This window comes from Streptomyces sp. NPDC101191 (assembly GCF_044767915.1).
In the GTDB taxonomy this organism is placed as follows: domain Bacteria; phylum Actinomycetota; class Actinomycetes; order Streptomycetales; family Streptomycetaceae; genus Streptomyces.
Genome location: NZ_JBIWOU010000001.1, coordinates 1,437,853 through 1,458,535, shown reverse-complemented (window position 1 = coordinate 1,458,535; position 20,683 = coordinate 1,437,853). Strand labels below are relative to the sequence as shown.

The window sequence follows — 20,683 nt, the reverse complement described above, 5'->3', positions numbered from 1 at the left end:
GCCCCCGGGCGCCGGGCGCGCCGTTGGTGGCCGGGGCCCCCCCCCCGCCCCGGGGGGGGGGCGGGGGGGCCCCCCCCCCGGCCCCCCCCCGCCGCGGGGGGGGGCCCCCCCCCCCCCCCCCCGGGGGGGCGCCCCTCCTCGTGTCCGTGGACCCCTCCTCGTGTCGTGGACCCCTCCTCGTGTCGTTGATCCGCTCCCCGTGCCGTGGATCCGCTCCCCGTGCCGTGGATCCGCGCCTCGGGTCCGGGGATCCAGCGCCTCACGACGTCACGGACGGCGCGGCCCCCTTCCTCACCAGCGTCACCAGAAAACGGTTCGCCGGGCCGACGTTCCCCGCCGCGTCGACCGAGCGGTACTCCACCGTGTGCGTGCCGTAGTCCGGCGTCGCGTCGTCCCACGGCACCACCCTGCTCCGGCCGAGCTTGCCGTAGACGAGGTCGTCGATCACCGTCCCGGAGGGCGAGAAGCGGAACGGCGCCGCCGCGTCCGTCGGCCAGCCGTAGTAGGTGTACCAGCCGTCGCCGTCCACCCGGAACTGGCTCACGACCGCGCCCTGCCGGTCGTCCCGCGCCTCCAGCCGCATCGTGAACTCCCCGTCGTAGACGTACTCGACGGGCCGCCCCGCCCGGTGCACCGTCCGCAGCGGCGGCGACAGCTCGTTCGAGACGGTGGCGGCGAGCGCGTCCACCGTCCACCGCAGCTCCTGGCGCGTGCCGGGGATCCGGGCCGTCAACGAGTGCGTGCCGGGGGCGAGTCGCAGCGCGCTCAGGTCCAGGTCCCGGTCGTTGCCGGGATTCGGGACCGTCCGCCCGTCGAGGGTCCAGCGGACGCCCGGGGCCCGGCGCACCGGGTGGGTGGTGTCGGCGTGCACGACGGACCACGCGCCGACCGGGGCGGTGGTCGCCGTGTGCCCGGTGAACGCCGGCGGCACGGCGTCGTCCGGCGTGCGGAGCGCCGGGTCGACCGTCCAGCGCACCGTACGGGTCAGGGCCGAGGAGGCGCGCACCGCGGGGTCGCGGACGAACGGCGTCGGATCGGTGACCGTCGCCGTCAGCGCGTAGGTGCGCCCGGGGGCGAGGCCCAGGCCGCGCAGATCGACCGTACGGGCGCCGCCGGTCCTCAGCGGGCGCCCGTCGAGGCGCCATTCCACGGCGAGTTCGCCGCCCAGCGGATGCAGCGTGTCCACCCACACCGTCCGGTCGGCCCCGATCGGTGCCGCGTCCGCGGTGTGGTCCTGGACCAGGTCCACCTTGGCCGCGATCGCCTGCACCATCACCTCGCGCTCGACCTGGTCGAAGGCGTAGCCGAGGGTCTTCATCATGGAGTGGCGGCTGGGCCGCCAGACACCCTTCGTGCTGTAGAGGCCGCCCTCGTACCGGCCGATCACCCCGCCCGAATCGCTCTCCTCGCCCAGCCAGCGCCACCACTTGGCCCGCTGCTCCCGCATCTGGCGCTCCGTCAGGAGGGTGTGGTGGACGGAGGAGGGCTCGGTGTCGTCGCCGTACGTGCCGCCGGGCACGCCGCGCCCGTAGTAGTCGTACTCGTCCTGGAGCCCGCCGAGCGAATGGCCTATCTCGTGCGGGGTGATGAGCGCCGACAGGGCGTTGCCGCCGGACGCGGTGGCGTAACTGCCGCCCGCCCCTCCGTAGGTGGAGCTGTGGGCGAGCGCCACGATCTGCCGGTTCGCGCGACTCGTACCCGGCACCAGGTCGGCGTAGCCGGCCGCCTTGGCGCCGTCGACGGTGAGCAGCCGCTGCACGCTGCCCGGGTTGCAGCCGCCCCAGAAACCCATGTCGAGCGCGGTGTCACGGGCCGGCGCGCCGAGTCCCGGATCGCAGTCGACGCCCGACTCCCGCGACGGCACCTCGACCGCCCACACGTTGATGGAGGAGCGGTACGAGGCGAACGGCTCGATGCTCCACAGCATGCTCAGGTGCCGCTCCAGGTCCGCCCGGAAGGCCGGCATCTCCGCGGCGGTGTACCCGTCGCCCATGACCACCAGGTTGAACCGCCGGTCGGCGGGCCCGGTGGTCTGGACGGGTACGACGGTGGCCCCGCCCGTCTCGGCGACGGCCGGACTGCCCACCGCCGCGGTGCCCGTGCTGACCAGGCCCGTGGCCAGCAGACAGGCCGCGACGAGCCGGGCCACTCCTCCTCGAACACGCCTGCGGCGCAGTGCAGTCATGGGGCGCGAGCCTAGGCCGCGCCCCCGACGTCGTAAAGATGTTCGTCACCCGTCCATCTCAAGGACGGAGGTAGGCCAGTCCCGCGTGCTCGGCGGTGTAGCCGTCGACCAGTCGGCGGGCCACCGTGACCGAGTCGACCAGCGGATGCAGCGCGAAGGCCTTGACCGCGGTCGTCCGCGAACCGCTCTCCGCCGCGGCCAGCACCTCGCGCTCGACGGCCTTCACCGCGGTCACCAGGCCCACCGCGTGATACGGCAGCGGCCGCACCGACACCGGATGGGCTCCGGCCGCGTCCACGAAGCACGGGACCTCGATGACCGCGTCCGCGTCGAGCACCGAAAGGGTGTGCCGGTTGCGGACGTTGAGGATCAGGGTGGCCCGCTCGTTGCGCGCGATGGCCCGCATCAGGGCCAGCGCCACCTTCTCGTAGCCGCCCGACTCCAGGTCCGCCTCGTCGCGCTCGCCGGCCCCCGCCGCCTCCCGGTTGTGCGCCATGTAGGTCGCCTCCCGATCGGCGAGCACCCGGTGCCAGGTGTCCAGCGGGGGAGTGTCGGGCTTGTCCATCTCCGCGTAGAAGCCCGCCTGTTGGTCGAGAAGATAGGCGCCGCGGGTCCTCTCCGCCTCGCGATAGGCGCGGACCGCCTCGCGGTTGAAGTAGTAGTAGTGCAGGTACTCGTTGGGGATCGCACCCAGCGAGCGCAGCCACTCCGCCCCGAAGAGCTTGCCCTCCTCGAACGAGCCGAGCAGCGCATCGTCCTCGAACAGGCGCGGCAGTACGTCATGTCCGCCGACCTCCAACCCCCGTAGCCAGCCCAGGTGGTTGAGGCCCACGTAGTCGATCCACGCCCCGTCCGGGTCCGTGCCGAGCACCCGTGCCACCCGCCGGCCGAGACCCACCGGCGAGTCGCAGATGCCGATCACCCGGTCCCCGAGGATCCGCGACATCGCCTCGGTGACCATGCCGGCCGGGTTGGTGAAGTTGATGACCCAGGCGTCCGGGGCGAGTTCCGCGATCCGCCGGGCGATGTGCGTCACCACCGGCAGGGTCCGCAGACCGTACGCGATGCCGCCGGCGCCCACCGTCTCCTGGCCGAGCACGCCCTCGGCCAGCGCGATCCGCTCGTCGGCGGCCCGGCCCGCGAGCCCGCCCACCCGGATGGCGGAGAAGACGAAGTCCGCGCCGCGCAGCGCGTCGTCGAGATCCGTCGTCGCGCTCACCACGGGTGCGTCGGGCACCCCGGCGCCCTGCTCGGCCAGCACCCGGGCGATCGCCGACAGCCGCCCGGCGTCGAGGTCGTGCAGGGTGACCTGCGTGACCCGTCCCTCGGCGTGGTCGCCGAGGAGAGCGCCGTACACCAGCGGCACCCGGAACCCGCCGCCTCCGAGAATCGTCAGTTTCATGCCCGTACGCTACTCGGATGCACGTACTGAGCAGCAGGATCCTGCTCCGCCCGGCCGACCCCGAACGCTCCCGGCGCTTCTACGGCGAGACGCTCGGCCTCGCCGTCTACCGCGAGTTCGGTACCGGTCCCGACCGCGGCACGGTCTACTTCCTCGGCGGTGGCTTCCTCGAACTCTCGGGGCGCGCCGCCGCCGCACCACCGGAGCCCGAAGTCCGCCTGTGGCTCCAGGTGGCCGACGTGCGCGCGGCGCGCGAGGAGCTCCGGGGCAAGGACGTGACGGTGCTGCGCGAGCCGGTCACCGAGCCGTGGGGACTGGTCGAGATGTGGCTCGCGGACCCGGACGGCGTACGGATCGCGGTGGTGGAGGTGCCGGAGGGGCACCCGCTGCGGTACCGGCCGTAGGGCCCCGAAGGGGACCCCGCGTCCCGTTCCAAGATCGTTTGTGATCAGAATGTTCCGTATGGCGACAACGAACATGCCCGAAGCGGCCGTGATCGACGATGCGGGGGCGATCAGCGGCACGCTGGCCCGGGCCTTCGATGACGACCCGATGATGCGCTGGTTCTTCCCGGACGACGCCCCGCGCGAGGCGACCCTGCAGCGCTACTTCTCCACCCTCTTCACCCGGCAGTACCTCCACAACGGTGTCTGCGAGCGCACGGGGGCGGCGGCCGCCTTCTGGGTGCCGGCCGAGGCGCAGGAGAAGGCCGTGCCCGACGACGAGACCATCAGGCAGCTCGTGGACATCCTCGGCGACCGCGCCGGACTCTTCCGCGAGGCGGTCGAGACCGCCGCCGCGTACACGCCCGAGGAGCCCCACTGGTCCCTGGCCCTCATCGGTGCCGACCCCGCCGCGCAGGGCACCGGCCAGGGCTCCGCCCTTCTCCGCTCGGGCCTCGCGAAGGCCGACGCGGCGGGCCTGCCCACCTACCTGGAGTCCTCGAAGGCCGCCAACCTCCCGGTCTACGAGCACTTCGGCTTCACCGTCCGCGAGGAGTTCGCACTGCCCGGCGGCGGCCCCGTGCTGTGGGGGATGTGGCGCGAGGCCCGCTGACCGCGCACCTCGCGGCGGCGGGCGGCGGCCGGCACGCGACAATGGGCCCATGTCCCGACGCAAGACCCGCCCCGCCCGTCCCGCCGCCCCCGCGCCCGCCGTGACCGACGCGTCGCCCTGCCCGTGCGGCCTGGAGGCCGCCTACGGCGCGTGCTGCGGCCGTTTCCACGCGGGCCCCGCCACCGCGCCGACCGCCGCGCTGCTCATGCGCTCGCGCTACAGCGCCTTCGTCCTCCGCGACGAGCCCTACCTGCTGCGCACCTGGGCCCCGCAGACGCGTCCCGCGGACGTCGACTTCGACCCGGGCATGCGGTGGGCGGGCCTGGACATCGAGGAGACGGGCGACGGCACGGCCTTCCACCAGCAGGGCACCGTCACCTTCCGCGCCCGCTTCACGCACGACGGGGTCCCGGGGGAGCTGCACGAGCGCAGCCGGTTCGCGCGGCACGAGGGGGCGTGGGTGTACGTGGACGGGGACTTCCTGGACTGAGGCCGGGGGGTGGGACGGGATCCGCCTGCGGTGGGTATCCGGATGCCCGGACCTGGATCCCGGATCCCGGCCCAACGAACGTAGATCCCGGGGACCGGGTCCCGGATCCGGGATCCCGGATCCCGGTCCCCGAGCGCCGAGGCCGGATCCCGGATCCGCCTCACCGCGTCGTCGCGCCCACCGGCTCCCGTTCGACCCGCGGCAGGCCCTGGGCCAGGTCCTCCGCGATCAGCTTCTTCGCGATGGCGTCGGTCGCCGCGCGCAGTTCCGGGCCGCTGGGGCGGCCGCGTTCCCGTTCGACCTGGGTGCTCAGCCAGTCGCCCCAGGCCTTGGTGATGACGTCCGCCTCCCGCTTGCCGGCCTGCGTGTGGGAGAGCAGGTTGCCGTCGCGGGTGAGGAAGCCCTCGTCGACCATCCGGTCGAAGACCGGCAGCAGCACCTCCGGGGGCACCCGGCGACCGGCCGAGATCAGGCCCAGGCTGGCGTGGCCGACGAGCCGGGTGAACAGTTCCACCTGCATGACCGCCCACGCGCCGGCCGTGTCCAGCCGGGTGTCGGAGTCGGTCACGATCCGCCGCGCGGTGCCGTAGTCGGTCCTCCGGATGATCCGGCCGACGGAGAGTTCCAGGAGCTTGGCCGAGTCGCCACTGATGGTCGGGGAGGCGAAGCCCTCGCCCATGTCGGGGGCGGAGGCCCGGGCGGTGTCGCGCAGGGTGACCTGCTTGAGGAAGAACGCGACGACGAAGCCGACCGCCGCCACCGGCACGGTCCACAGGAAGACGGTGTGCAGGGTGTCCGCGTACGCCTGCACGATCGGCTCGGCCACCGGTGTCGGCAGGCCGTGCACGCCCGCCGGGCTCTGCGCGGCGGTGGCGACGTCCGCCGGGTTCAGACCGAGGCTCGCGGCGCGTGCGGACGCCTCGCCGACGCCCTCCGCCAGGTTCGGCTCCAGCGAGTTGGCGTAGATGGTGCCGAAGACGGCCGTCCCGAAGGAGCTGCCGAGCGTACGGAAGAAGGTGACGCCCGAGGTGGCCGTGCCCAGGTCCGCGTAGTCGACGGTGTTCTGTACGGCGATGGTGAGCACCTGCATGCACAGGCCGATGCCGACGCCGAGCACGAACATGTACAGCGACGCCAGCCAGGTGCTGGTCTGCGGGTCCATCAGGGAGAGCAGATAGAGCCCGAGGCCCATCACGAAACAGCCGACGATGGGGAAGATCCGGTAGCGGCCGGTCTTGCTGACGACGTTGCCGCTGAAGATGGAGGCGATGAGCAGGCCCACGACCATGGGCAGGGTGCGGATGCCGGAGATCGTCGCCGAGTCCCCGTCGACGTACTGGAGATACGTCGGCAGGAAGGTCATCGCGCCGAGCATCGCGAAGCCGACCACGAAGCTGAGCACCGAGCAGACGGTGAAGACCGGATTGCGGAACAGGCGCATGGGCAGCATGGGTTCGGCCGCCCGGGTCTCCACCCAGCAGAAGAGGGCGAGCGCGAGCAGGCCGCCGGCGAAGAGCCCGATGATGACGCCCGAGCCCCACGCGTACTCGTTCCCGCCCCAACTCGTCGCCAGGATAAGGGCACTGGAGCCGACGGCGACGAGCGCGATGCCCAGGTAGTCGATGACCGGGCGGCTCGCCGAGCGTACGGAGGGGATGGTGCGGGCGGCCGCGATGACGACCAGGATCGCGATGGGGACGTTGACGTAGAACGCCCAGCGCCAGCTCAGATGGTCGGTGAACAGGCCGCCGAGGAGCGGACCGATGACGGTCGAGACGCCGAACACCGCGCCGATCGCGCCCTGGTACTTGCCGCGTTCGCGCAGGGGGATGACATCGGCGATGAGCGCCATGGAGGTGACCATGAGGCCGCCGGCGCCGATTCCCTGCAGTCCGCGCCAGACGATCAGCAGCGTCATGTTGGTGGCGAGGCCGCACAGGAACGAGCCGGTGATGAAGATGATCGCCGACACCTGGAAGATCACCTTGCGGCCGAACAGGTCGCCGAACTTGCCGACCAGGACGGTCGCGACCGTCTCCGCCAGCAGGTAGGAGGTGACCACCCAGGACATGTGGGCGGCGCCGCCGAGGTCCGCGACGATGGTCGGCAGCGCGGTGCCCACGATCGTCTGGTCCAGCGCGGCCAGGAGCACGCCGAGCATGATCGTGCCGAAGACGATGTTGCGGCGTCGGCTGTCGAGCACCGGGGGCTGGGCGGCGGGGGGCGCGGGCGCTGCTTCGCTGGTGGTCGTCACCCTCGCAGCGTCACACCGGCGGTCGTGTCCCGCATGCGGAGTACACCCGAACCGGTGCGGCGCCGCGGCGTACGCCGAACGGCCGAGGAGCGTCGCCTCCGCGTGTCCCGCGAGCGTCCCTAGAACCCCGGGCGCACGGGCAGCTTCGGGTGGTGCCTAGAACCCCGGGCGCACGGGCAGCTTCGGGTGGTGCTTGGCCAGGATCTTGTTCGCCCGGGCGAGTGCGGCCAGCGCGTGCTCCCGGTCGGCCCGGTCCTCCGGGCACAGCGGGCCGCGGAAGCGGTACACCTCGCGCGCGGCGCAGTCGGCGTCGACCTCGGCCTGGAGCACGTGCAGCGGCAGGCAGGCCCCGATCAGCGCGGCGACGCGGTCGGGGATCGGCACGGGAACGAGAGGTGAGGGCGAGGTGATCACGGTCGGTCCTTGTGGGTCTCTGGGGTGGCGGAGGGTTTCTCCACGTCTCCATACGTACCGGATCCCGGTGCCGGTTCGACGACGGCTCCGTCACCGCCGGGCAACAGCGGCGCGGCGCCCTCGGCGCGGCGTACGGAGGGGGCCGCCGACCCTCGTCGCGTTCCCGCAGGTGTACCGGGGTGCGTACGTCCGATCGCTCGTCAGTTCGCCGAACCTCAGGGCGAGAAGGGGCGGTTGTGGACCTTGTGGGTGTGGGGCATCTCACGTCGGTCCCGAGGCTTAACGATCTCCGCAGGGCCCGGGTGGATCTCCGTCGCGCCCCTCCGCCGGACCTCTCGTGCCCCTTGTGCCCCCTCGTGCCCTACGTCAGGATCTCGCCGAGGTCGTACGAGACCGGCTCCTCCAGCTGCTCGTACCCGCACGACTCCGGCGTGCGGTCCGGCCGCCAGCGCTTGAACTGGGCCGTGTGCCGGAAGCGGTCGCCCTCCATGTGGTCGTACCCGACCTCGCAGACCCGCTCGGGGCGCAGCGCCACCCAGGACAGGTCCTTCTTGCCCGACCAGCGGCTCGGCGCCCCGGGGAGCCGGGCGGACTCGTGCGCCGACTCGTCCGACCAGGCCGCCCACGGGTGCCCGTCCGGCGGGTCCATGCGCAGCGGTTCGAGCTCCTCGACGAGCTCGGCGCGCCGCTTCGCCGTGAAGGCGGCGCACACGCCGACGTGCTGGAGGGCGCCCCGGGCGTCGTGGAGGCCGAGCAGCAGCGAGCCGACCACGGGCCCGCTCTTGTGGAAGCGGTATCCGGCCACGACGACATCGGCGGTGCGCTCGTGCTTGATCTTGTACATGAGGCGTTCGTCCGGGCGGTACGGCAGGTCGAGCGGTTTCGCGATCACGCCGTCGAGCCCGGCCCCCTCGTACTGCTCGAACCAGTGCGCGGCGAGCTCCGGGTCCGTCGTCGAGGGAGCGAGGTGCACCGGGGCGTCGACGCCGGCGAGCGCGCTCTCCAGGGTGGCCCGGCGCTCGCCGAGCGGAGTGTCCAGGAACGACTCGTCTCCGAGCGCGAGCAGGTCGAAGACGATGAACCGGGAGGGGGTCGCCTCCGCCAGCATCCGCACCCGCGACGCGGCCGGGTGGATCCGCTCGGTGAGACGGTCGAAGTCCAGCCGTCCGTCGTGCTCGATCACGATCTCGCCGTCGACGACACAGCGCTCGGGCAGCCGGGCGAGCAACGCCTCGACGAGCTCGGGGAAGTAGCGGCTCAGCGGCTTGCCCGTACGGCTGCCGATGAAGAGCTCCGGGCCGTCCCGGTGCACGAGCGCGCGGAAGCCGTCCCACTTGGCCTCGTACTGCATGCCCGGCGGGATCTTCTTGACGGCCTTCGCCAGCATCGGTTTCACGGGAGGCATCACCGGCAGGTCCATGCGGCGAGTCTAGAGAGGATTCGACCCGATATGCGCGCTGTGGGTGTCCGGCCTAGGCTGACCGCCATGGCAGGCAAGGCGGCAGCGGTGGAACTCGAGGTCGGCGAACGGACCGTGCGCGTGTCCAATCCGGACAAGGTGTACTTCCCGGAGACCGGCTACACGAAGCTCGACATGGTCAGCTACTACCTGGCCGTCGGCGACGGCATCACCCGCGCGCTGCGGGAGCGGCCCACCACCCTGGAGCGCTACCCCGACGGCGTGACGGGCGAGTCCTTCTTCCAGAAGCGTGCCCCGAAGTACCTGCCGGACTGGATCCCGACGGCCCACATCACCTTCCCCAGCGGGCGCTCGGCCGACGAGATGTGCCCCACCGAGCCGGCCGCCGTCCTGTGGGCGGCGAATCTGGGGGCCGTCACCTTCCATCCCTGGCCGGTCCGCCGTGAGGACACGGACCACCCCGACGAGCTTCGCATCGACCTCGACCCCCAGCCCGGGACCGACTACGCCGACGCGGTCCGCGCGGCCCACGAGCTGCGGGCGGTCCTCGACGAGCACGGGCTGCGCGGCTGGCCCAAGACCTCCGGCGGGCGCGGGCTGCACGTCTTCGTGCCGATCCTGCCGAACTGGACGTTCACCCAGGTCAGGCGGGCCGCCATCGCCTGCGGCCGGGAGCTGGAACGGCGGATGCCGGACCGGGTCACCATCAAGTGGTGGAAGGAGGAGCGCGGCGAGCGCATCTTCGTCGACTACAACCAGACCGCGCGTGACCGCACCATCGCCTCGGCCTACTCCGTCCGGCCCCGCGCCAACGCCCCGGTCTCCGCGCCGCTGCGCTGGGAGGAGGTCGACGACGCCGTGCCGCAGGACTTCGACATCCGTACGATGCCGGCGCGGTACGCCGAACTCGGCGACGTGCACGCGGACATGGACGACGAGCGCTTCAGCCTGGAGTCCCTGCTCGAACTGGCCCGCCGCGACGAGGCGGAGCACGGCCTGGGAGACCTGCCGTATCCGCCGGAGTATCCGAAGATGCCGGGTGAGCCCAAGCGCGTGCAGCCGAGCAGGGAGAAGAAGGAATAGCCGGGTGGCGAGAGGGCGGGGCTTCTCTGCAGGGCGGTCGGTCGCCGGTCGCCTGGCCTCAAGGCAACACGAACGATCGTGGCCGGTCGCCTGGCCCAAAAACAACACGAACGATCGTGCTAACATTTTCTCGTATCGAGGACGATCGAGGAGATCCGGCATGTTTCCCAAGGCTCTGCTGGTCCGCACCGCTCTCAACGCCGCCGCCCGTGTCGCCCCCGGCCCCACCGGGCGGGCCGTCTTCCACCTGTTCGTCCGTCCCGCCGGGCGCTCCCGGGTCAAGCCCGCCGAGGAGCGCCTGCTGGGCGCCGCCCGGATCGAGCGGATACCGGTGGGTGGCAAGGAAGCCGTCGTCTACGCCTGGGGTGACGGGCGGCGGCCGGTGCTGCTCGTCCATGGCTGGTCCTCGCGCGGCTCACGCCTCGCCGCCTTCGCCGAGGCGCTGCTCGACCGTGGATACAGCCCCGTCGCCTTCGACGCCCCGGGTCACGGCGACGCGCCGGGCCGGGCCAGCAACATCATCGAATACCGCGCGATCATCAGGGAGTTGCACGCCCGGTACGGCGACTTCGAGGCCGTCGTCGCGCATTCCTTCGGCGTCAGCGCCGCCCTCTTCGCGCTGCGCGACGGCGTACGCGCCGGGCGTTTCGTCGGCATCTCCGGTGTGGGTTCCTTCGCGCTGCTCACGGCCTGGTTCCAGGGTGCTTTCGGGATGAGCGACCGTGCCATGAACGCGATGCGCCGCCACGTCGAGCGCCGGCTCGCGCCGGAGGAGCCGGGGGTCTGGGAACACCTGGACGCGGGCTGGCGGCCCGGGGACCTCGACGCGCCGCTGCTGCTCGTCCATGACGCGTCCGATGCGATGGTGCCGATCGCCCACGCGCACGCCCTCCGTGCGGCGCGCGCCGAGCGGACCCGGCTCGTCGTCACCCAAGGACTCGGCCACAGCGGTATTCTAACCGACCCTCAGGTCCTCTCCGAAGTCGTCGGGTTCGTGACCTCCGGCGCGCTTCCGGATCAGGCGGTGGGGGAGTCGACCTCGTCCCGCGCTTCGGCGGTCGTCTCCGCGCGCAGTCGGCGGGCGATGCCCCGCTCCGCCCGCGCGTAGACGGAGGTCTCACCGAGGAGGACGGAGTGGGCGTTGGCCGACTCCATCAGGGCGATGATCTCGAAAGCGAGCTGCGGTACGTCGACGTCCTCGACGAAACCGCCGGCCAGCCGGGCCTCCTCGATCGTCCGCTCCACGTACGTGACCCAGTCGACGCGCGCCTGCGCGACGGCGTCGTGGACCGGCCCCGTCCGCGCGTCGAACTCGGCCGTGACCGCGTGGAAGAAGCAGCCGCCCCGGAAGGTCCGGCCGGAGGAGTACGCGAGCCAGTTGCGGCACAGTGCCCACACCCGGCCCGGGCCGGGCGGCAGTTCGGCGAGCGGGATCACGACCTCGCGGGCGAAGACCGCGGCGGCCGCCCGTACGGTCGCGAGCTGGAGCTCCTCCTTGGAGCCGAAGAGGGCGAAGACCCCGCTCTTGCTCAGCTCGAGCTCGGTGGCGATCCGCCCCAGCGACAGCCCCTCCAGGCCCTCCACGGACGCGATGTCCATCGTGCGGGCCAGAACGAGCCGCCGGGTCTGGTTGCCGCGCTCGACGCGTCCGTCCGTCTTGGTGCTGCCGCTCATGCGCCCATCGTACTGTCCGCACGGTCGTGCGGACAGTCGCGGTACGGGGACGCCGTCGCCCTCCGAGGGGCATGGCCGGCCGGGGCGCCGCCCTACCGCCGGGCTCCGTAGCCGCGGGGCTGCTACGCCTCCAGGGTGGCCACGGCGCCGTTACGCCTCAGGGGCCCGTCGCTCCTCCGGTGGGAGCAGCAGTACCTCCAGGGCCCGGGCGCACGCCCGCGCCTGCGCCAGGAACCAGCCGACGCGGGCGTCCGGGATCGCCGACGGAGCCGCCCGCAGTCCGAGCGCGAACCGTGCGTGGCCGTCGCGTCCGAGTACCGGCACGGCGAGCGTCCGTATCCCGAGTTCCGACGCACCGTCGTCGAGGACGTACCCCTGCTCCCGCACCCGGACCGACCCGCTGGCGGGCGTGGCCGCTTCGTCCGCGAGGCCGTGCCCAGGTCCGTACTCCCGCTCGCGCTGCTGCCCATGCCCGTGCCACGCCAGCAGCACCCTTCCGAGCGCCGACGCGTGCAGCGGCCGCCGCAGTCCCGTCCTCGGGGTGACCGCGCCACCCGCCACGATCACCGCGTACGAGCCGCTGCGCAGCGCCAGATCGGCGGTGGTACCGGTCCGCTCGGCCAGGTCGCGCAGTTCGGGCGCGGCGAGGTGCAGTCTCCGCTGGTGGTACGAGAGCCGCCCGAGTTCCGTGACCGCCGGGCCCAGGCGGTAGCGGGCGGTGCCGGGGTCCTGCTCCAGGAATCCGGCGGCGAGCAGCGTCTTGGCCAGTCGGTGCGCGGTCGACGTCGAGAGGCCGAGCCGTCGCGCGAGGTCCGAGGCGCTCAGATCGGGCCCGTTGTCGTGGAAGGAGTGCAGCACGTCCAGGGCCCGCCGGACGGCCTGCGCCCCGGCCGGCCCGGCCATGGTGTCGGCCTCGGTGGTCATGTGTCCCGCCCCCGTCGCTGCTCGCTCGCTGCCCGTCGTCGATCGCCGTGACCGATCTCCCCGATCGATCTTCGTGACCGATCTCCGTGACCGATCTCCGTGACCGATCTCCGTGGCCGGTCCTCGCGATCGGTCACCCGGCGATCTTGCCCGTCGGCCCCCACGCTGCCACACGGCAGGAGTCGAACCGGTGGGCTCAGGAGGGCGGAAACACGCCGTTCACGATCACGCCGCCAGGGCAGGGGCTGTACGGGACGTGCGGAGCGGTCGGCCCAGGGCGCCGGGAGAACGGCCGGCCGAAACGCTCTTGCCGGCGCTCGGCGCGCCGCGTTGATCGGACGTTGATGGCGCGTTTAGGCCATCGGGCCAGTGTTGCCTCCATGCAGACCGACACGATGCCCACCGCCCCGTACAGCCTCATGGACACCGACCTCTCCTGGCAGGAGGACGCCCTGTGCGCCCAGGCGGGACCGGAGTTCTTCTTCCCGGCGCCCGGCTCCTCGACCCGCGAGGCCAAGCTGCTGTGCGGGGCGTGCGAGGGGCGCGTCGCGTGCCTGGAGTACGCACTCGCCCACGACGAGCGCTTCGGGGTGTGGGGCGGCCTCTCGGAGAAGGAGCGGATCAAGCTCAAGCGTCGCCAGGGCTGATCCGCTCCGAGGCGTCCGGGATCAGCCGGCCGCCCGGGACGCCATCCGGGCCTTGCGCGCCGCGAGCCTCTCGTCGAACTTCGACGCCTCGGAGTCGAGGCCGTTCATGTACAGCCCCAGCTCCTCCTGGGCCTTCAGGCCCTCCGGGCCCAGGCCGTCGATCTGGAGGACCTTGAGGAAGCGGAGGACGGGCTCCAGCACGTCGTCGTGGTGGATACGCAGGTTGTAGATCTCGCCGATCGCCATCTGCGCCGCCGCGCGCTCGAAGCCGGGCATGCCGTGACCGGGCATCCGGAAGTTGACGACGACGTCCCGCACGGCCTCCATCGTGAGGTCGGGGGCGATCTCGAAGGCCGCGCCCAGCAGGTTGCGGTAGAAGATCATGTGCAGGTTCTCGTCCAGCGCGATGCGGGCGAGCATCCGGTCGCAGACCGGGTCGCCGGACTGGTGGCCGGTGTTGCGGTGCGAGATGCGGGTGGCGAGCTCCTGGAAGGCCACGTACGCGATCGAGTGGAGCATCGAGTGCCGGTTGTCGGACTCGAACCCCTCGCTCATGTGTGCCATGCGGAAACGTTCCAGCTCATCCGGGTCCACCGCCCGCGAGGCCAGCAGGTAGTCGCGCATCACGATGCCGTGACGGCCCTCCTCGGCGGTCCAGCGGTGCACCCAGGTGCCCCAGGCGCCCTCGCGGCCGAAGAGGGTGGCGATCTCGTGGTGGTAGCTCGGGAGGTTGTCCTCCGTGAGCAGGTTGACCACGAGCGCGATCCGGCCGATGTCGGTGACCTTGGACTGCGAGCGGTCCCAGGCCTCGCCGTCCTCGAAGAAGCCGGGGAAGTTGCGGGCGTCCGACCACGGCACGTACTCGTGCGGCATCCAGTCCTTGGTGACCTTCAGGTGCCGGTTGAGCTCCTGTTCCACGACCTCCTCCAACGCGTACAGGAGGCGCGCATCGGTCCACCCTGCGGAACTGGCGAGGTGGGGAGAGGTGAGCGTCACGGGAACTCCTGGGGACGGAGAAGGGCATTCGGAACTACCTACGGATTCGTAGGTTACGAAACCGTAGGTTAAGGCTCCGTAAGAGAGGTGGCCAAGCCCCCCTCGGTGATGTCCGATTACGTTCGGTTATGTTCCCTGCTCCTGTGCCTGGGATGAGATCCAGGTCACGCGTATGTTCCCGTTCGGTCAGGAGGTCGTGCGGTGGTCGGACGACTACGCAGAGCTGAGCCCCCGACCGGCGGGCCGGCGCGGAACGCCGCGTCCGCCGTGGTCGAGGAACGCCGCATCCGCTGTGGGTCGAGGAGCGCAGTGACGCCGGGATCCAGGAACGCCGCGACGCCCGGTCCAGGAACGCCGTGGCGCCCGGTCCAGGATCCCCGTGACGTCGGGATCGAGGAATCCGGCGCCCCCTCCGCGCGCGATGAACCGCGACCGGCCCGTGGCCGCAGCACGGGGCTGCGGCCACGGGGGTCGCGTCGCACGGCGGGGCCCGGGCCGGCCCTACTCCACCGTGGGAGCACCCGCCCTCGGTGCCCGCTCCGCGAGCCCCTCCCGTACGGCCTCGGCCGTCGTCGGCCGCAGGCCGCCGTCGAGCCGCAGCCAGCGGGTGATCCCGAGCGACTCCAGGAACGGGACGTCGTGGCTCGCCACGACCAGCGCGCCCTCGTAGGCCTCGAGCGCGGCCGTCAGGCTCCGTACCGACGCCATGTCCAGATTGTTGGTCGGTTCGTCGAGCATCAGCAGCTTCGGGGCCGGCTCCGCGAGCAGCAGAGCCGCCAGCGTCGCGCGGAACCGCTCGCCTCCCGACAGGGTCCCCGCCGGCCGGTCGGCCCGGGCGCCCCGGAAGAGGAACCGGGCGAGCCGTGCCCGGATCTCGTTGGCCGTCGCGTCCGGCGCGAACCGCGCCACGTTCTGCACCACGCTCAGCTCGTCGTCGAGCACATCGAGCCGCTGCGGCAGGAACCGCAGCGGAACGTGGACGACAGTCTCGCCCGCGACCGGGGCGAGTTCGCCCGCGATCGTCCGCAGCAACGTCGTCTTCCCGGCTCCGTTCCGGCCGACGAGTGCCACCCGCTCGGGGCCCCGCAGCTCGAACTCCCCGTCGACCCGGGCGCCGTACGGCAGCTCCAGATCGCGCAGCAGCAGCACCCCGCGCCCCGGGTGGACAGTGGTGCGCGGCAGCTCCACGCGGATCTCGTCGTCGTCCCGCACCGCCTCCACGGCCGCGTCGAGCCGCGAGCGCGCCTCGGCCAGCCGGTCGGCGTGCAGGGCGCGGTGTTTGCCCGCCGAGACCTCGGCCTGCGCCTTGCGGTTGTTGGCGACGATCTTCGGTGCCACCCGGTTCTCGACGCTCTTCTGGGCGTACCGCTTGCGGCGCGCCAACTTCTGCTGGGCGTCCACGAGTTCCCGCTTCTGGCGCTGGACGTCGGCCTCGGCGACCCGCACCATCCGCTCGGCGGCGTCCTGTTCGGCCGCGAGCGCCGCCTGGTAGTCCGACCAGGCGCCCCCGTACCAGGTGACCTCGCCGTCCCGCAGATCCGCGATCTGGTCGACCCGCTCCAGGAGTTCGCGGTCGTGGCTCACCACGACGAGCACCCCCGTCCAGGCGTCCACCGCCTCGTACAGGCGGCGCCGGGCGACCAGGTCGAGGTTGTTGGTCGGTTCGTCGAGCAGCAGCACCTCCGGCCGGGCGAGGAGCAGGGCGGCCAGCCGCAGCAGCACGGACTCGCCGCCGGAGATCTCGCCGATGGTGCGGTCGAGGCCGATGTGCCCGAGACCCAGCTGGTCGAGCACCGCCAGCGCCCGCTCCTCCACGTCCCAGTCGTCGCCGACGGCCGTGAAGTGCTCCGCGGCGGTGTCGCCCGCCTCGATGGCGTGCAGAGCGGCACGCGTCGCGTCGATGCCGAGGGCCCGGTCGACGCGCAGCCCGGTGTCCAGCACCAGGTTCTGCGGGAGGTAGCCGACCTCACCGGCGATGCGGACCGTGCCCTCCGCCGGGGAGAGCTCGCCGGCGATCAGCTTGAGCAGCGTCGACTTGCCGGAGCCGTTGAGACCGACGAGCCCGGTCCTGCCGGGTCCGACGGCCAGCCGGAAGTCGTCGAAGACGCCGGTGCCGTCCGGCCAGGAGAAGGAGAGAGAAGTACAGGTGATGAAGGATGGGCGGGTCGCCATGCGGGCCTCCCGGTTGCGAAGCGTGATGGTGGGCAACGCGTGAGACACCGGGGCGCGGGCGGGCAGGGAACGGAGCAGCGCTCGTACGCCGAGGTCGAGGACGGCACACGCGGCGGCGGGGCGGCACGCGCGGCACGGTGTCTCGAAACCTCAGACGAGCAACGGCCTTCTCCGATCGGGCGACAACTGGGCCGGAGAAGACGTTACGAGGGGGTCGGGCGGGACGGCAAACGAATTACGGCGGGGGAGCGCCCGCGACCCGGATCCGGCACCGCTCGGGGGAGCGCCCCCGACCCGGGGGGGGGGCACCGCGAGCCCCGGACCTACGGGAGTTCCAGGAGCTGGGCCAGGTCGTGGTCCCAGTCGACGTACTCGTGCTCGAGGCCACGCGGCACCAGGTGCTGCGAGCGCTCCAGGAAGCTGCGCAGCTCCGACGTGCGGATGTGGACCATGGCGACGCCCTCGGGGGCGTGGAACTCGACCACCGTGCGGTCGTAGCCGTACGGCCGGACGCGTACGTCCCCCACCCCGGCCGGTCCCTCGACGCCCTGGACGAGCAGGTCGCGCGCGAAGGCCCACGACACCTCGACGCCCTCCAGGGTCGCGGGCGGCGGGAAGGCCATGCTGACGGCGTAGGGGTCCTCGCGGTCGTACCGCAGCGTGGCGGCGACGGACTCGATCCGTGGCGCGGACGCGACCAGACGGGCCTGCACGGCCTGCTCGATGACGGTGGACACGGCCAGCCTCCTGTCGCGCGGCTTCGCTCTCCTGGCATCTCCCTGACACCAGGAGAGACGAACGAAAGGGCGCTGACGTGCACTGGAAGGTGACGTGAGCTGTGTCACCACCGCAGGAAGGGACAGGTTTCCCGTGGTCAGCGCCCCTGGGGGAGGTCGAAGTCACCGCCCGCGCAGGGTCCGGAGTGGTCGCAGTACGGCTGGTTGCCAGAGGCCCCGCAGCCGCACAGCACGGCCCGTACCTCGTGCCGCTCGGCCGTGCCGGCCCGCACGAGGAGGTCACCGCGCATCACGAGGCGCCCGTCGGGCATGCGGCGGACGGTGGTGGGCGTGTCCGGGGGCTCGGCGGTGCCGTCCGCAAGGCGGGCGCGCAGGGCGCCGGACGGGCAGCGGCCGACCACCTCGGCGACCAGTTCCGGGGACGCCTGGTCGGGCTGCACCCAGGGGCGCCGGCCCAGGTCGAAGACGCTCGGCAGGCCGTGGACGCACTCCGCCGCGTGCAGACAGCGGCGGGGCTCGAAGGTCACGGTGATGCCCTCGCCGTCGTACTCCTTGAGCCTCGGCGGTTCGTCCGGGACGGGGTCGGTGGTGCGGTCCGTCATGCGTCCCAGCCTAGGAAGGGGACGGGGGGTACGCACTCTGGACGGGATCTTCGCGGTGGACTAGCTTCCGGCGCCATGACGTCCATGGGGAAGACGAGACGAATGACGGCGGCGGGACTGGCCGGGGCGGCGCTCGCCATGGCCCTGACGGTCCCTGCCGTGGCCGACGAGGGCCCGGCGGGGGAGAAGGCGGTGGCCGGGGCGACAGGGGCCGGCTGGCAGCTCACGCAGACCGGGACGGACGCCCGCTTCCGGGGGCTGGCCGGCGTGAGCCGGTCCGTCGCCTGGGCCGCCGGTTCCCACGGGACGGTGCTGCGGACCACCGACGGCGGCAAGAGCTGGCGAAACGTCTCGCCGGCCGGCGCGGGGGAACTGGAGTTCCGCGACGTGGAGGCCTTCGACGCGCGGCGCGCCGTCGTCCTCGCGATCGGTGAGGGCGAGGCGTCCCGGGTGTTCCGCACCGAGGACGGCGGGGCGACCTGGACGGAGTCCTTCCGCAACACCGACCCGCGCGCCTTCTACGACTGCATGACCTTCTTCGACCACCGGCACGGGCTCGCGATGAGCGACCCGGTCGACGGCAAGTACCGCATCCTGTCCACCGGCGACGGAGGCCGGTCCTGGACCGTCCTGCCCGACGACGGCATGCCGGCCGCACTGCCCGGAGAGGCGGGCTTCGCGGCGAGCGGCCAGTGCCTGGTGTCGTCCGGACCGAAGGACGTGTGGCTCGCGACCGGCGGCGGCGCGACCGGTCGCGTGCTCCACTCCGCCGACCGCGGCCTCACCTGGACGGCCACCGAGACCAGCGTCCCGGCCGGCGAGGGGGCCAAGGGCGTCTTCGGTCTCGCCTTCCGCGACCGCCGCCACGGCATCGCGGTCGGCGGCGACTACCGGAAGGACCAGCCCTCGCCGCAGGCCGCCGCCGTCACGCGGGACGGAGCCCGCTCCTGGACCGCGTCCGCCACGCCGCCGCCCGCCTACCGCTCGGGCGTCGCCTGGCTCCCGCACACCAAGTCCGCCGCGCTCGCCGTCGGCCCCACGGGCACGGACCTGACCACGGACGGCGGCCGCACCTGGCGCACCGTCGACACCGGCTCGTACGACACGGTCGACTGCACCGCCGACGGGGCGTGCTGGGCCTCGGGCGAGAAGGGACGGGTGGCCCGGGCGTCGCTGCGCTAGCGCTCTGACCGCACAGGCCGGCCGGGTCGGCGGTCGGACGGGCGGGGACGACGCGCTCGTCGGCGTCCCCGGCGAAGACATCCGCGAACAGGTCGTCGTGACGACCGTCGGCGTACCGGACGGCCGTACCGGGGCCGCCGGCGCCGTGGCCTGACGCACTCGGTGGGCCGGGGCCGTCGGCTCCGGCCCCGCGCGCCGCACGGACGTCGGCCCCTGACCGGCCCCGATCGCCGTTACGGGGCTCCGGCCCCGCGCGCCGCACGGACGTCGGCCCCTGACCGGCCCCGATCGCCGTTACGCGAAGCGGTCAGAGAGGCAACTCGTCCCGGAACCGGGCGAGTCCGTCCACCGTCTTGGTGGCGTAGAACTCCACGATCCGGTACGCGCAGACACCCTCGACGCTGAACGGATCGGTCGCCACGATCCGTTCGATCTCGGCACGCCCGACCGCGCCGGCCAGGATCACTCCGCCGTCCCGCGGGTTCTTCCGCCCGGACGCCAGGAACACCCCGGCGGCGTACTGCCCCTCCAGCCACTCGACATGCGCGGGCAGCAGCGCGTCCACCCGCTCGACGGGCGCGGTGTAGGTCAACTCCAGTACGAACATGATCGCCAGGCTACCCGCCGCCGGACGGGGCTCACCCGGGCGTCCCGCCGGGCCCGCCGCGTAGGGTCCCCACCATGACGATCATCGAGATTCCCGAGGGCTGGCCCGGCGACGAGGGCGCGGCGCTCGCCGTGCAGGAGGAGCTGCGGGGCCGGTTGGTGCTGGGGGAGGAGGGCCCGGGCGTCGGGGAGGGGCGGGTGACGGGGGTCGACGTGGCCTACGACGACGAGCGGGATCTCGTGGCCGCCGCGGCCGTCGTGCTGGACGGACGGACGCTCGACGTCGTCGAGGAGGCGACGGCCGTCGGGCGGGTGTCGTTCCCTTACGTGCCGGGGCTGTTGGCCTTCCGGGAGGTGCCGACCGTGCTCGCCGCGCTCGGGCGGCTCTCCGTCGATCCCGGACTGCTGGTCTGCGACGGTTACGGGCTCGCGCATCCGCGCCGGTTCGGGCTGGCGAGCCACCTCGGGGTGCTCACGGGCCTGCCGGCCATCGGCGTCGCCAAGAATCCGTTCACCTTCACGTACGAGCAACCGGGCGATCGGCGCGGTGAGTTCAGCCATCTCGTCGCCGACGGCGAGGTCGTCGGGCGGGCCTTGCGGACACGGGACGGGGTGAAGCCGGTGTTCGTGTCCGTCGGGCATCGTGTCTCCTTGGAGCGGGCCTGCGCGCAGACCCTGCACCTCAGCCCGCGGTTCCGGCTGCCGGAGACCACGCGGCACGCCGACTCGCTGTGCCGACGGGCACTGCAGGAGGCTCTGAGCACGCCGACCGAGTGACACCTGGGGCGTCTGAGTACCCGTACGGATACCCGGGTGTGTGGGCCGGGAGGCAGAGTGTC

Annotated in this window: 20 protein-coding genes; 8 read left to right on the top strand and 12 right to left on the bottom strand. The window is 72.6% G+C overall.

Features of this window, described 5'->3' with window-relative positions:
* Window positions 1–259: 259 nt before the first annotated feature.
* Entirely contained in the window at window positions 260–2,185 is a 1,926-nt protein-coding gene (locus tag ACIRQF_RS06345) for a M64 family metallopeptidase (RefSeq protein ID WP_404089293.1), read from the bottom strand.
* Window positions 2,186–2,243: 58 nt separating this feature from the next.
* On the bottom strand, window positions 2,244–3,587 hold the full coding sequence (locus ACIRQF_RS06340; RefSeq protein WP_404089291.1) for a 6-phospho-beta-glucosidase: 1,344 nt from the start codon (window positions 3,585–3,587) through the stop codon (window positions 2,244–2,246).
* A gap of 17 nt (window positions 3,588–3,604) precedes the next feature.
* Between ACIRQF_RS06340 and ACIRQF_RS06335 the strand changes: the two genes are divergently transcribed.
* Genes ACIRQF_RS06335 through ACIRQF_RS06325 form a run of 3 tightly spaced genes read left to right on the top strand, consistent with a single transcriptional unit; the run spans window position 3,605 to window position 5,133 of the window.
* Window positions 3,605–3,991 carry a VOC family protein gene (locus ACIRQF_RS06335; RefSeq protein WP_382485791.1) on the top strand — a complete coding sequence of 129 codons (387 nt, stop codon included), beginning with the start codon at window positions 3,605–3,607 and terminating at the stop codon, window positions 3,989–3,991.
* Between the two features lie 58 nt (window positions 3,992–4,049).
* The gene (locus tag ACIRQF_RS06330) at window positions 4,050–4,643 is read left to right on the top strand and encodes a GNAT family N-acetyltransferase (RefSeq protein ID WP_389750153.1); all 594 of its coding nucleotides are present in this window, start codon (window positions 4,050–4,052) and stop codon (window positions 4,641–4,643) included.
* Window positions 4,644–4,692: 49 nt separating this feature from the next.
* Complete coding sequence (locus ACIRQF_RS06325; protein WP_382485787.1) at window positions 4,693–5,133, top strand: YchJ family protein; 441 nt, start codon at window positions 4,693–4,695, stop codon at window positions 5,131–5,133.
* Window positions 5,134–5,293: 160 nt separating this feature from the next.
* Here the strand turns inward: ACIRQF_RS06325 and ACIRQF_RS06320 are convergent, their stop codons facing one another.
* The 3 genes from ACIRQF_RS06320 to ACIRQF_RS06310 form a co-directional block, all read right to left on the bottom strand.
* Window positions 5,294–7,387, bottom strand: a complete 2,094-nt coding sequence (locus ACIRQF_RS06320) for an MDR family MFS transporter (protein ID WP_404089288.1) — start codon at window positions 7,385–7,387, stop codon at window positions 5,294–5,296.
* 156 nt (window positions 7,388–7,543) lie between these two features.
* Complete coding sequence (locus ACIRQF_RS06315; RefSeq protein WP_376631308.1) at window positions 7,544–7,801, bottom strand: hypothetical protein; 258 nt, start codon at window positions 7,799–7,801, stop codon at window positions 7,544–7,546.
* Between the two features lie 361 nt (window positions 7,802–8,162).
* Window positions 8,163–9,221 (bottom strand): ATP-dependent DNA ligase, encoded by a 1,059-nt coding sequence (locus ACIRQF_RS06310; RefSeq protein ID WP_382485782.1) that lies wholly within the window; start codon window positions 9,219–9,221, stop codon window positions 8,163–8,165.
* Window positions 9,222–9,287: 66 nt separating this feature from the next.
* On the opposite strand from ACIRQF_RS06310, the gene ligD reads away from it, so the two are divergent.
* Both ligD and ACIRQF_RS06300 read left to right on the top strand, forming a co-directional pair.
* Window positions 9,288–10,304, top strand: coding sequence for a non-homologous end-joining DNA ligase (gene ligD / locus ACIRQF_RS06305; RefSeq protein ID WP_382485780.1), 1,017 nt, complete (start codon window positions 9,288–9,290; stop codon window positions 10,302–10,304).
* Between the two features lie 160 nt (window positions 10,305–10,464).
* Window positions 10,465–11,412 carry an alpha/beta hydrolase gene (locus tag ACIRQF_RS06300; protein ID WP_404089285.1) on the top strand — a complete coding sequence of 316 codons (948 nt, stop codon included), beginning with the start codon at window positions 10,465–10,467 and terminating at the stop codon, window positions 11,410–11,412.
* Here ACIRQF_RS06300 and ACIRQF_RS06295 read toward each other — a convergent pair.
* The gene (locus ACIRQF_RS06295) at window positions 11,322–11,978 is read right to left on the bottom strand and encodes a TetR/AcrR family transcriptional regulator (RefSeq protein WP_404089283.1); all 657 of its coding nucleotides are present in this window, start codon (window positions 11,976–11,978) and stop codon (window positions 11,322–11,324) included. The two genes, ACIRQF_RS06300 and ACIRQF_RS06295, sit on opposite strands and share 91 nt — an antisense overlap.
* Window positions 11,979–12,128: 150 nt before the next feature.
* The gene (locus ACIRQF_RS06290) at window positions 12,129–12,902 is read right to left on the bottom strand and encodes an IclR family transcriptional regulator (RefSeq protein ID WP_404089281.1); all 774 of its coding nucleotides are present in this window, start codon (window positions 12,900–12,902) and stop codon (window positions 12,129–12,131) included.
* Between the two features lie 380 nt (window positions 12,903–13,282).
* Between ACIRQF_RS06290 and ACIRQF_RS06285 the strand changes: the two genes are divergently transcribed.
* Window positions 13,283–13,549, top strand: coding sequence for a WhiB family transcriptional regulator (locus tag ACIRQF_RS06285; RefSeq protein WP_404089279.1), 267 nt, complete (start codon window positions 13,283–13,285; stop codon window positions 13,547–13,549).
* A 21-nt stretch (window positions 13,550–13,570) separates the two neighbouring features.
* On the opposite strand, the gene ACIRQF_RS06280 is transcribed toward ACIRQF_RS06285, so the two are convergent.
* From ACIRQF_RS06280 to ACIRQF_RS06265, 4 genes are all read right to left on the bottom strand, one after another.
* Window positions 13,571–14,545, bottom strand: a complete 975-nt coding sequence (locus tag ACIRQF_RS06280) for an acyl-ACP desaturase (protein WP_376631294.1) — start codon at window positions 14,543–14,545, stop codon at window positions 13,571–13,573.
* A 501-nt stretch (window positions 14,546–15,046) separates the two neighbouring features.
* Window positions 15,047–16,717: an ABC-F family ATP-binding cassette domain-containing protein gene (locus ACIRQF_RS06275; RefSeq protein WP_404089277.1), complete on the bottom strand. Its 1,671-nt coding sequence runs from the start codon at window positions 16,715–16,717 to the stop codon at window positions 15,047–15,049.
* 323 nt (window positions 16,718–17,040) lie between these two features.
* A complete protein-coding gene (locus ACIRQF_RS06270) occupies window positions 17,041–17,454 on the bottom strand; it encodes an SsgA family sporulation/cell division regulator (RefSeq protein WP_404089275.1) in 414 nt (137 codons plus the stop codon).
* A 137-nt stretch (window positions 17,455–17,591) separates the two neighbouring features.
* Window positions 17,592–18,056, bottom strand: a complete 465-nt coding sequence (locus ACIRQF_RS06265) for a (4Fe-4S)-binding protein (RefSeq protein ID WP_404089273.1) — start codon at window positions 18,054–18,056, stop codon at window positions 17,592–17,594.
* A 75-nt stretch (window positions 18,057–18,131) separates the two neighbouring features.
* On the opposite strand from ACIRQF_RS06265, the gene ACIRQF_RS06260 reads away from it, so the two are divergent.
* Window positions 18,132–19,238, top strand: coding sequence for a WD40/YVTN/BNR-like repeat-containing protein (locus tag ACIRQF_RS06260; protein ID WP_404089271.1), 1,107 nt, complete (start codon window positions 18,132–18,134; stop codon window positions 19,236–19,238).
* Between the two features lie 307 nt (window positions 19,239–19,545).
* Here ACIRQF_RS06260 and ACIRQF_RS06255 read toward each other — a convergent pair whose 3' ends face one another.
* Complete coding sequence (locus ACIRQF_RS06255; RefSeq protein ID WP_382485765.1) at window positions 19,546–19,845, bottom strand: YciI family protein; 300 nt, start codon at window positions 19,843–19,845, stop codon at window positions 19,546–19,548.
* A 74-nt stretch (window positions 19,846–19,919) separates the two neighbouring features.
* Here ACIRQF_RS06255 and ACIRQF_RS06250 point away from each other — a divergent pair, with 74 nt between their 5' ends.
* Window positions 19,920–20,621, top strand: a complete 702-nt coding sequence (locus ACIRQF_RS06250; protein WP_404089269.1) for an endonuclease V — start codon at window positions 19,920–19,922, stop codon at window positions 20,619–20,621.
* The last annotated feature ends 62 nt before the right edge of the window (window positions 20,622–20,683 follow it).

Excerpts from the sequence above, each read along its gene's own strand:
- ACIRQF_RS06265 (WP_404089273.1), bottom strand. The coding sequence starts at position 18,056 with ATGACGGACCGCACCACCGACCCCGTCCCGGACGAACCGCCGAGGCTC.
- ACIRQF_RS06300 (WP_404089285.1), top strand. The coding sequence starts at position 10,465 with ATGTTTCCCAAGGCTCTGCTGGTCCGCACCGCTCTCAACGCCGCCGCC.
- ACIRQF_RS06250 (WP_404089269.1), top strand. The coding sequence starts at position 19,920 with ATGACGATCATCGAGATTCCCGAGGGCTGGCCCGGCGACGAGGGCGCG.
- ACIRQF_RS06310 (WP_382485782.1), bottom strand. The coding sequence starts at position 9,221 with ATGGACCTGCCGGTGATGCCTCCCGTGAAACCGATGCTGGCGAAGGCC.
- ligD (WP_382485780.1), top strand. The coding sequence starts at position 9,288 with ATGGCAGGCAAGGCGGCAGCGGTGGAACTCGAGGTCGGCGAACGGACC.
- ACIRQF_RS06325 (WP_382485787.1), top strand. The coding sequence starts at position 4,693 with ATGTCCCGACGCAAGACCCGCCCCGCCCGTCCCGCCGCCCCCGCGCCC.
- ACIRQF_RS06345 (WP_404089293.1), bottom strand. The coding sequence starts at position 2,185 with ATGACTGCACTGCGCCGCAGGCGTGTTCGAGGAGGAGTGGCCCGGCTC.
- ACIRQF_RS06335 (WP_382485791.1), top strand. The coding sequence starts at position 3,605 with ATGCACGTACTGAGCAGCAGGATCCTGCTCCGCCCGGCCGACCCCGAA.
- ACIRQF_RS06260 (WP_404089271.1), top strand. The coding sequence starts at position 18,132 with ATGACGTCCATGGGGAAGACGAGACGAATGACGGCGGCGGGACTGGCC.
- ACIRQF_RS06295 (WP_404089283.1), bottom strand. The coding sequence starts at position 11,978 with ATGAGCGGCAGCACCAAGACGGACGGACGCGTCGAGCGCGGCAACCAG.
- ACIRQF_RS06330 (WP_389750153.1), top strand. The coding sequence starts at position 4,050 with ATGGCGACAACGAACATGCCCGAAGCGGCCGTGATCGACGATGCGGGG.
- ACIRQF_RS06285 (WP_404089279.1), top strand. The coding sequence starts at position 13,283 with ATGCAGACCGACACGATGCCCACCGCCCCGTACAGCCTCATGGACACC.
- ACIRQF_RS06255 (WP_382485765.1), bottom strand. The coding sequence starts at position 19,845 with ATGTTCGTACTGGAGTTGACCTACACCGCGCCCGTCGAGCGGGTGGAC.
- ACIRQF_RS06290 (WP_404089281.1), bottom strand. The coding sequence starts at position 12,902 with ATGACCACCGAGGCCGACACCATGGCCGGGCCGGCCGGGGCGCAGGCC.
- ACIRQF_RS06340 (WP_404089291.1), bottom strand. The coding sequence starts at position 3,587 with ATGAAACTGACGATTCTCGGAGGCGGCGGGTTCCGGGTGCCGCTGGTG.
- ACIRQF_RS06275 (WP_404089277.1), bottom strand. The coding sequence starts at position 16,717 with ATGGCGACCCGCCCATCCTTCATCACCTGTACTTCTCTCTCCTTCTCC.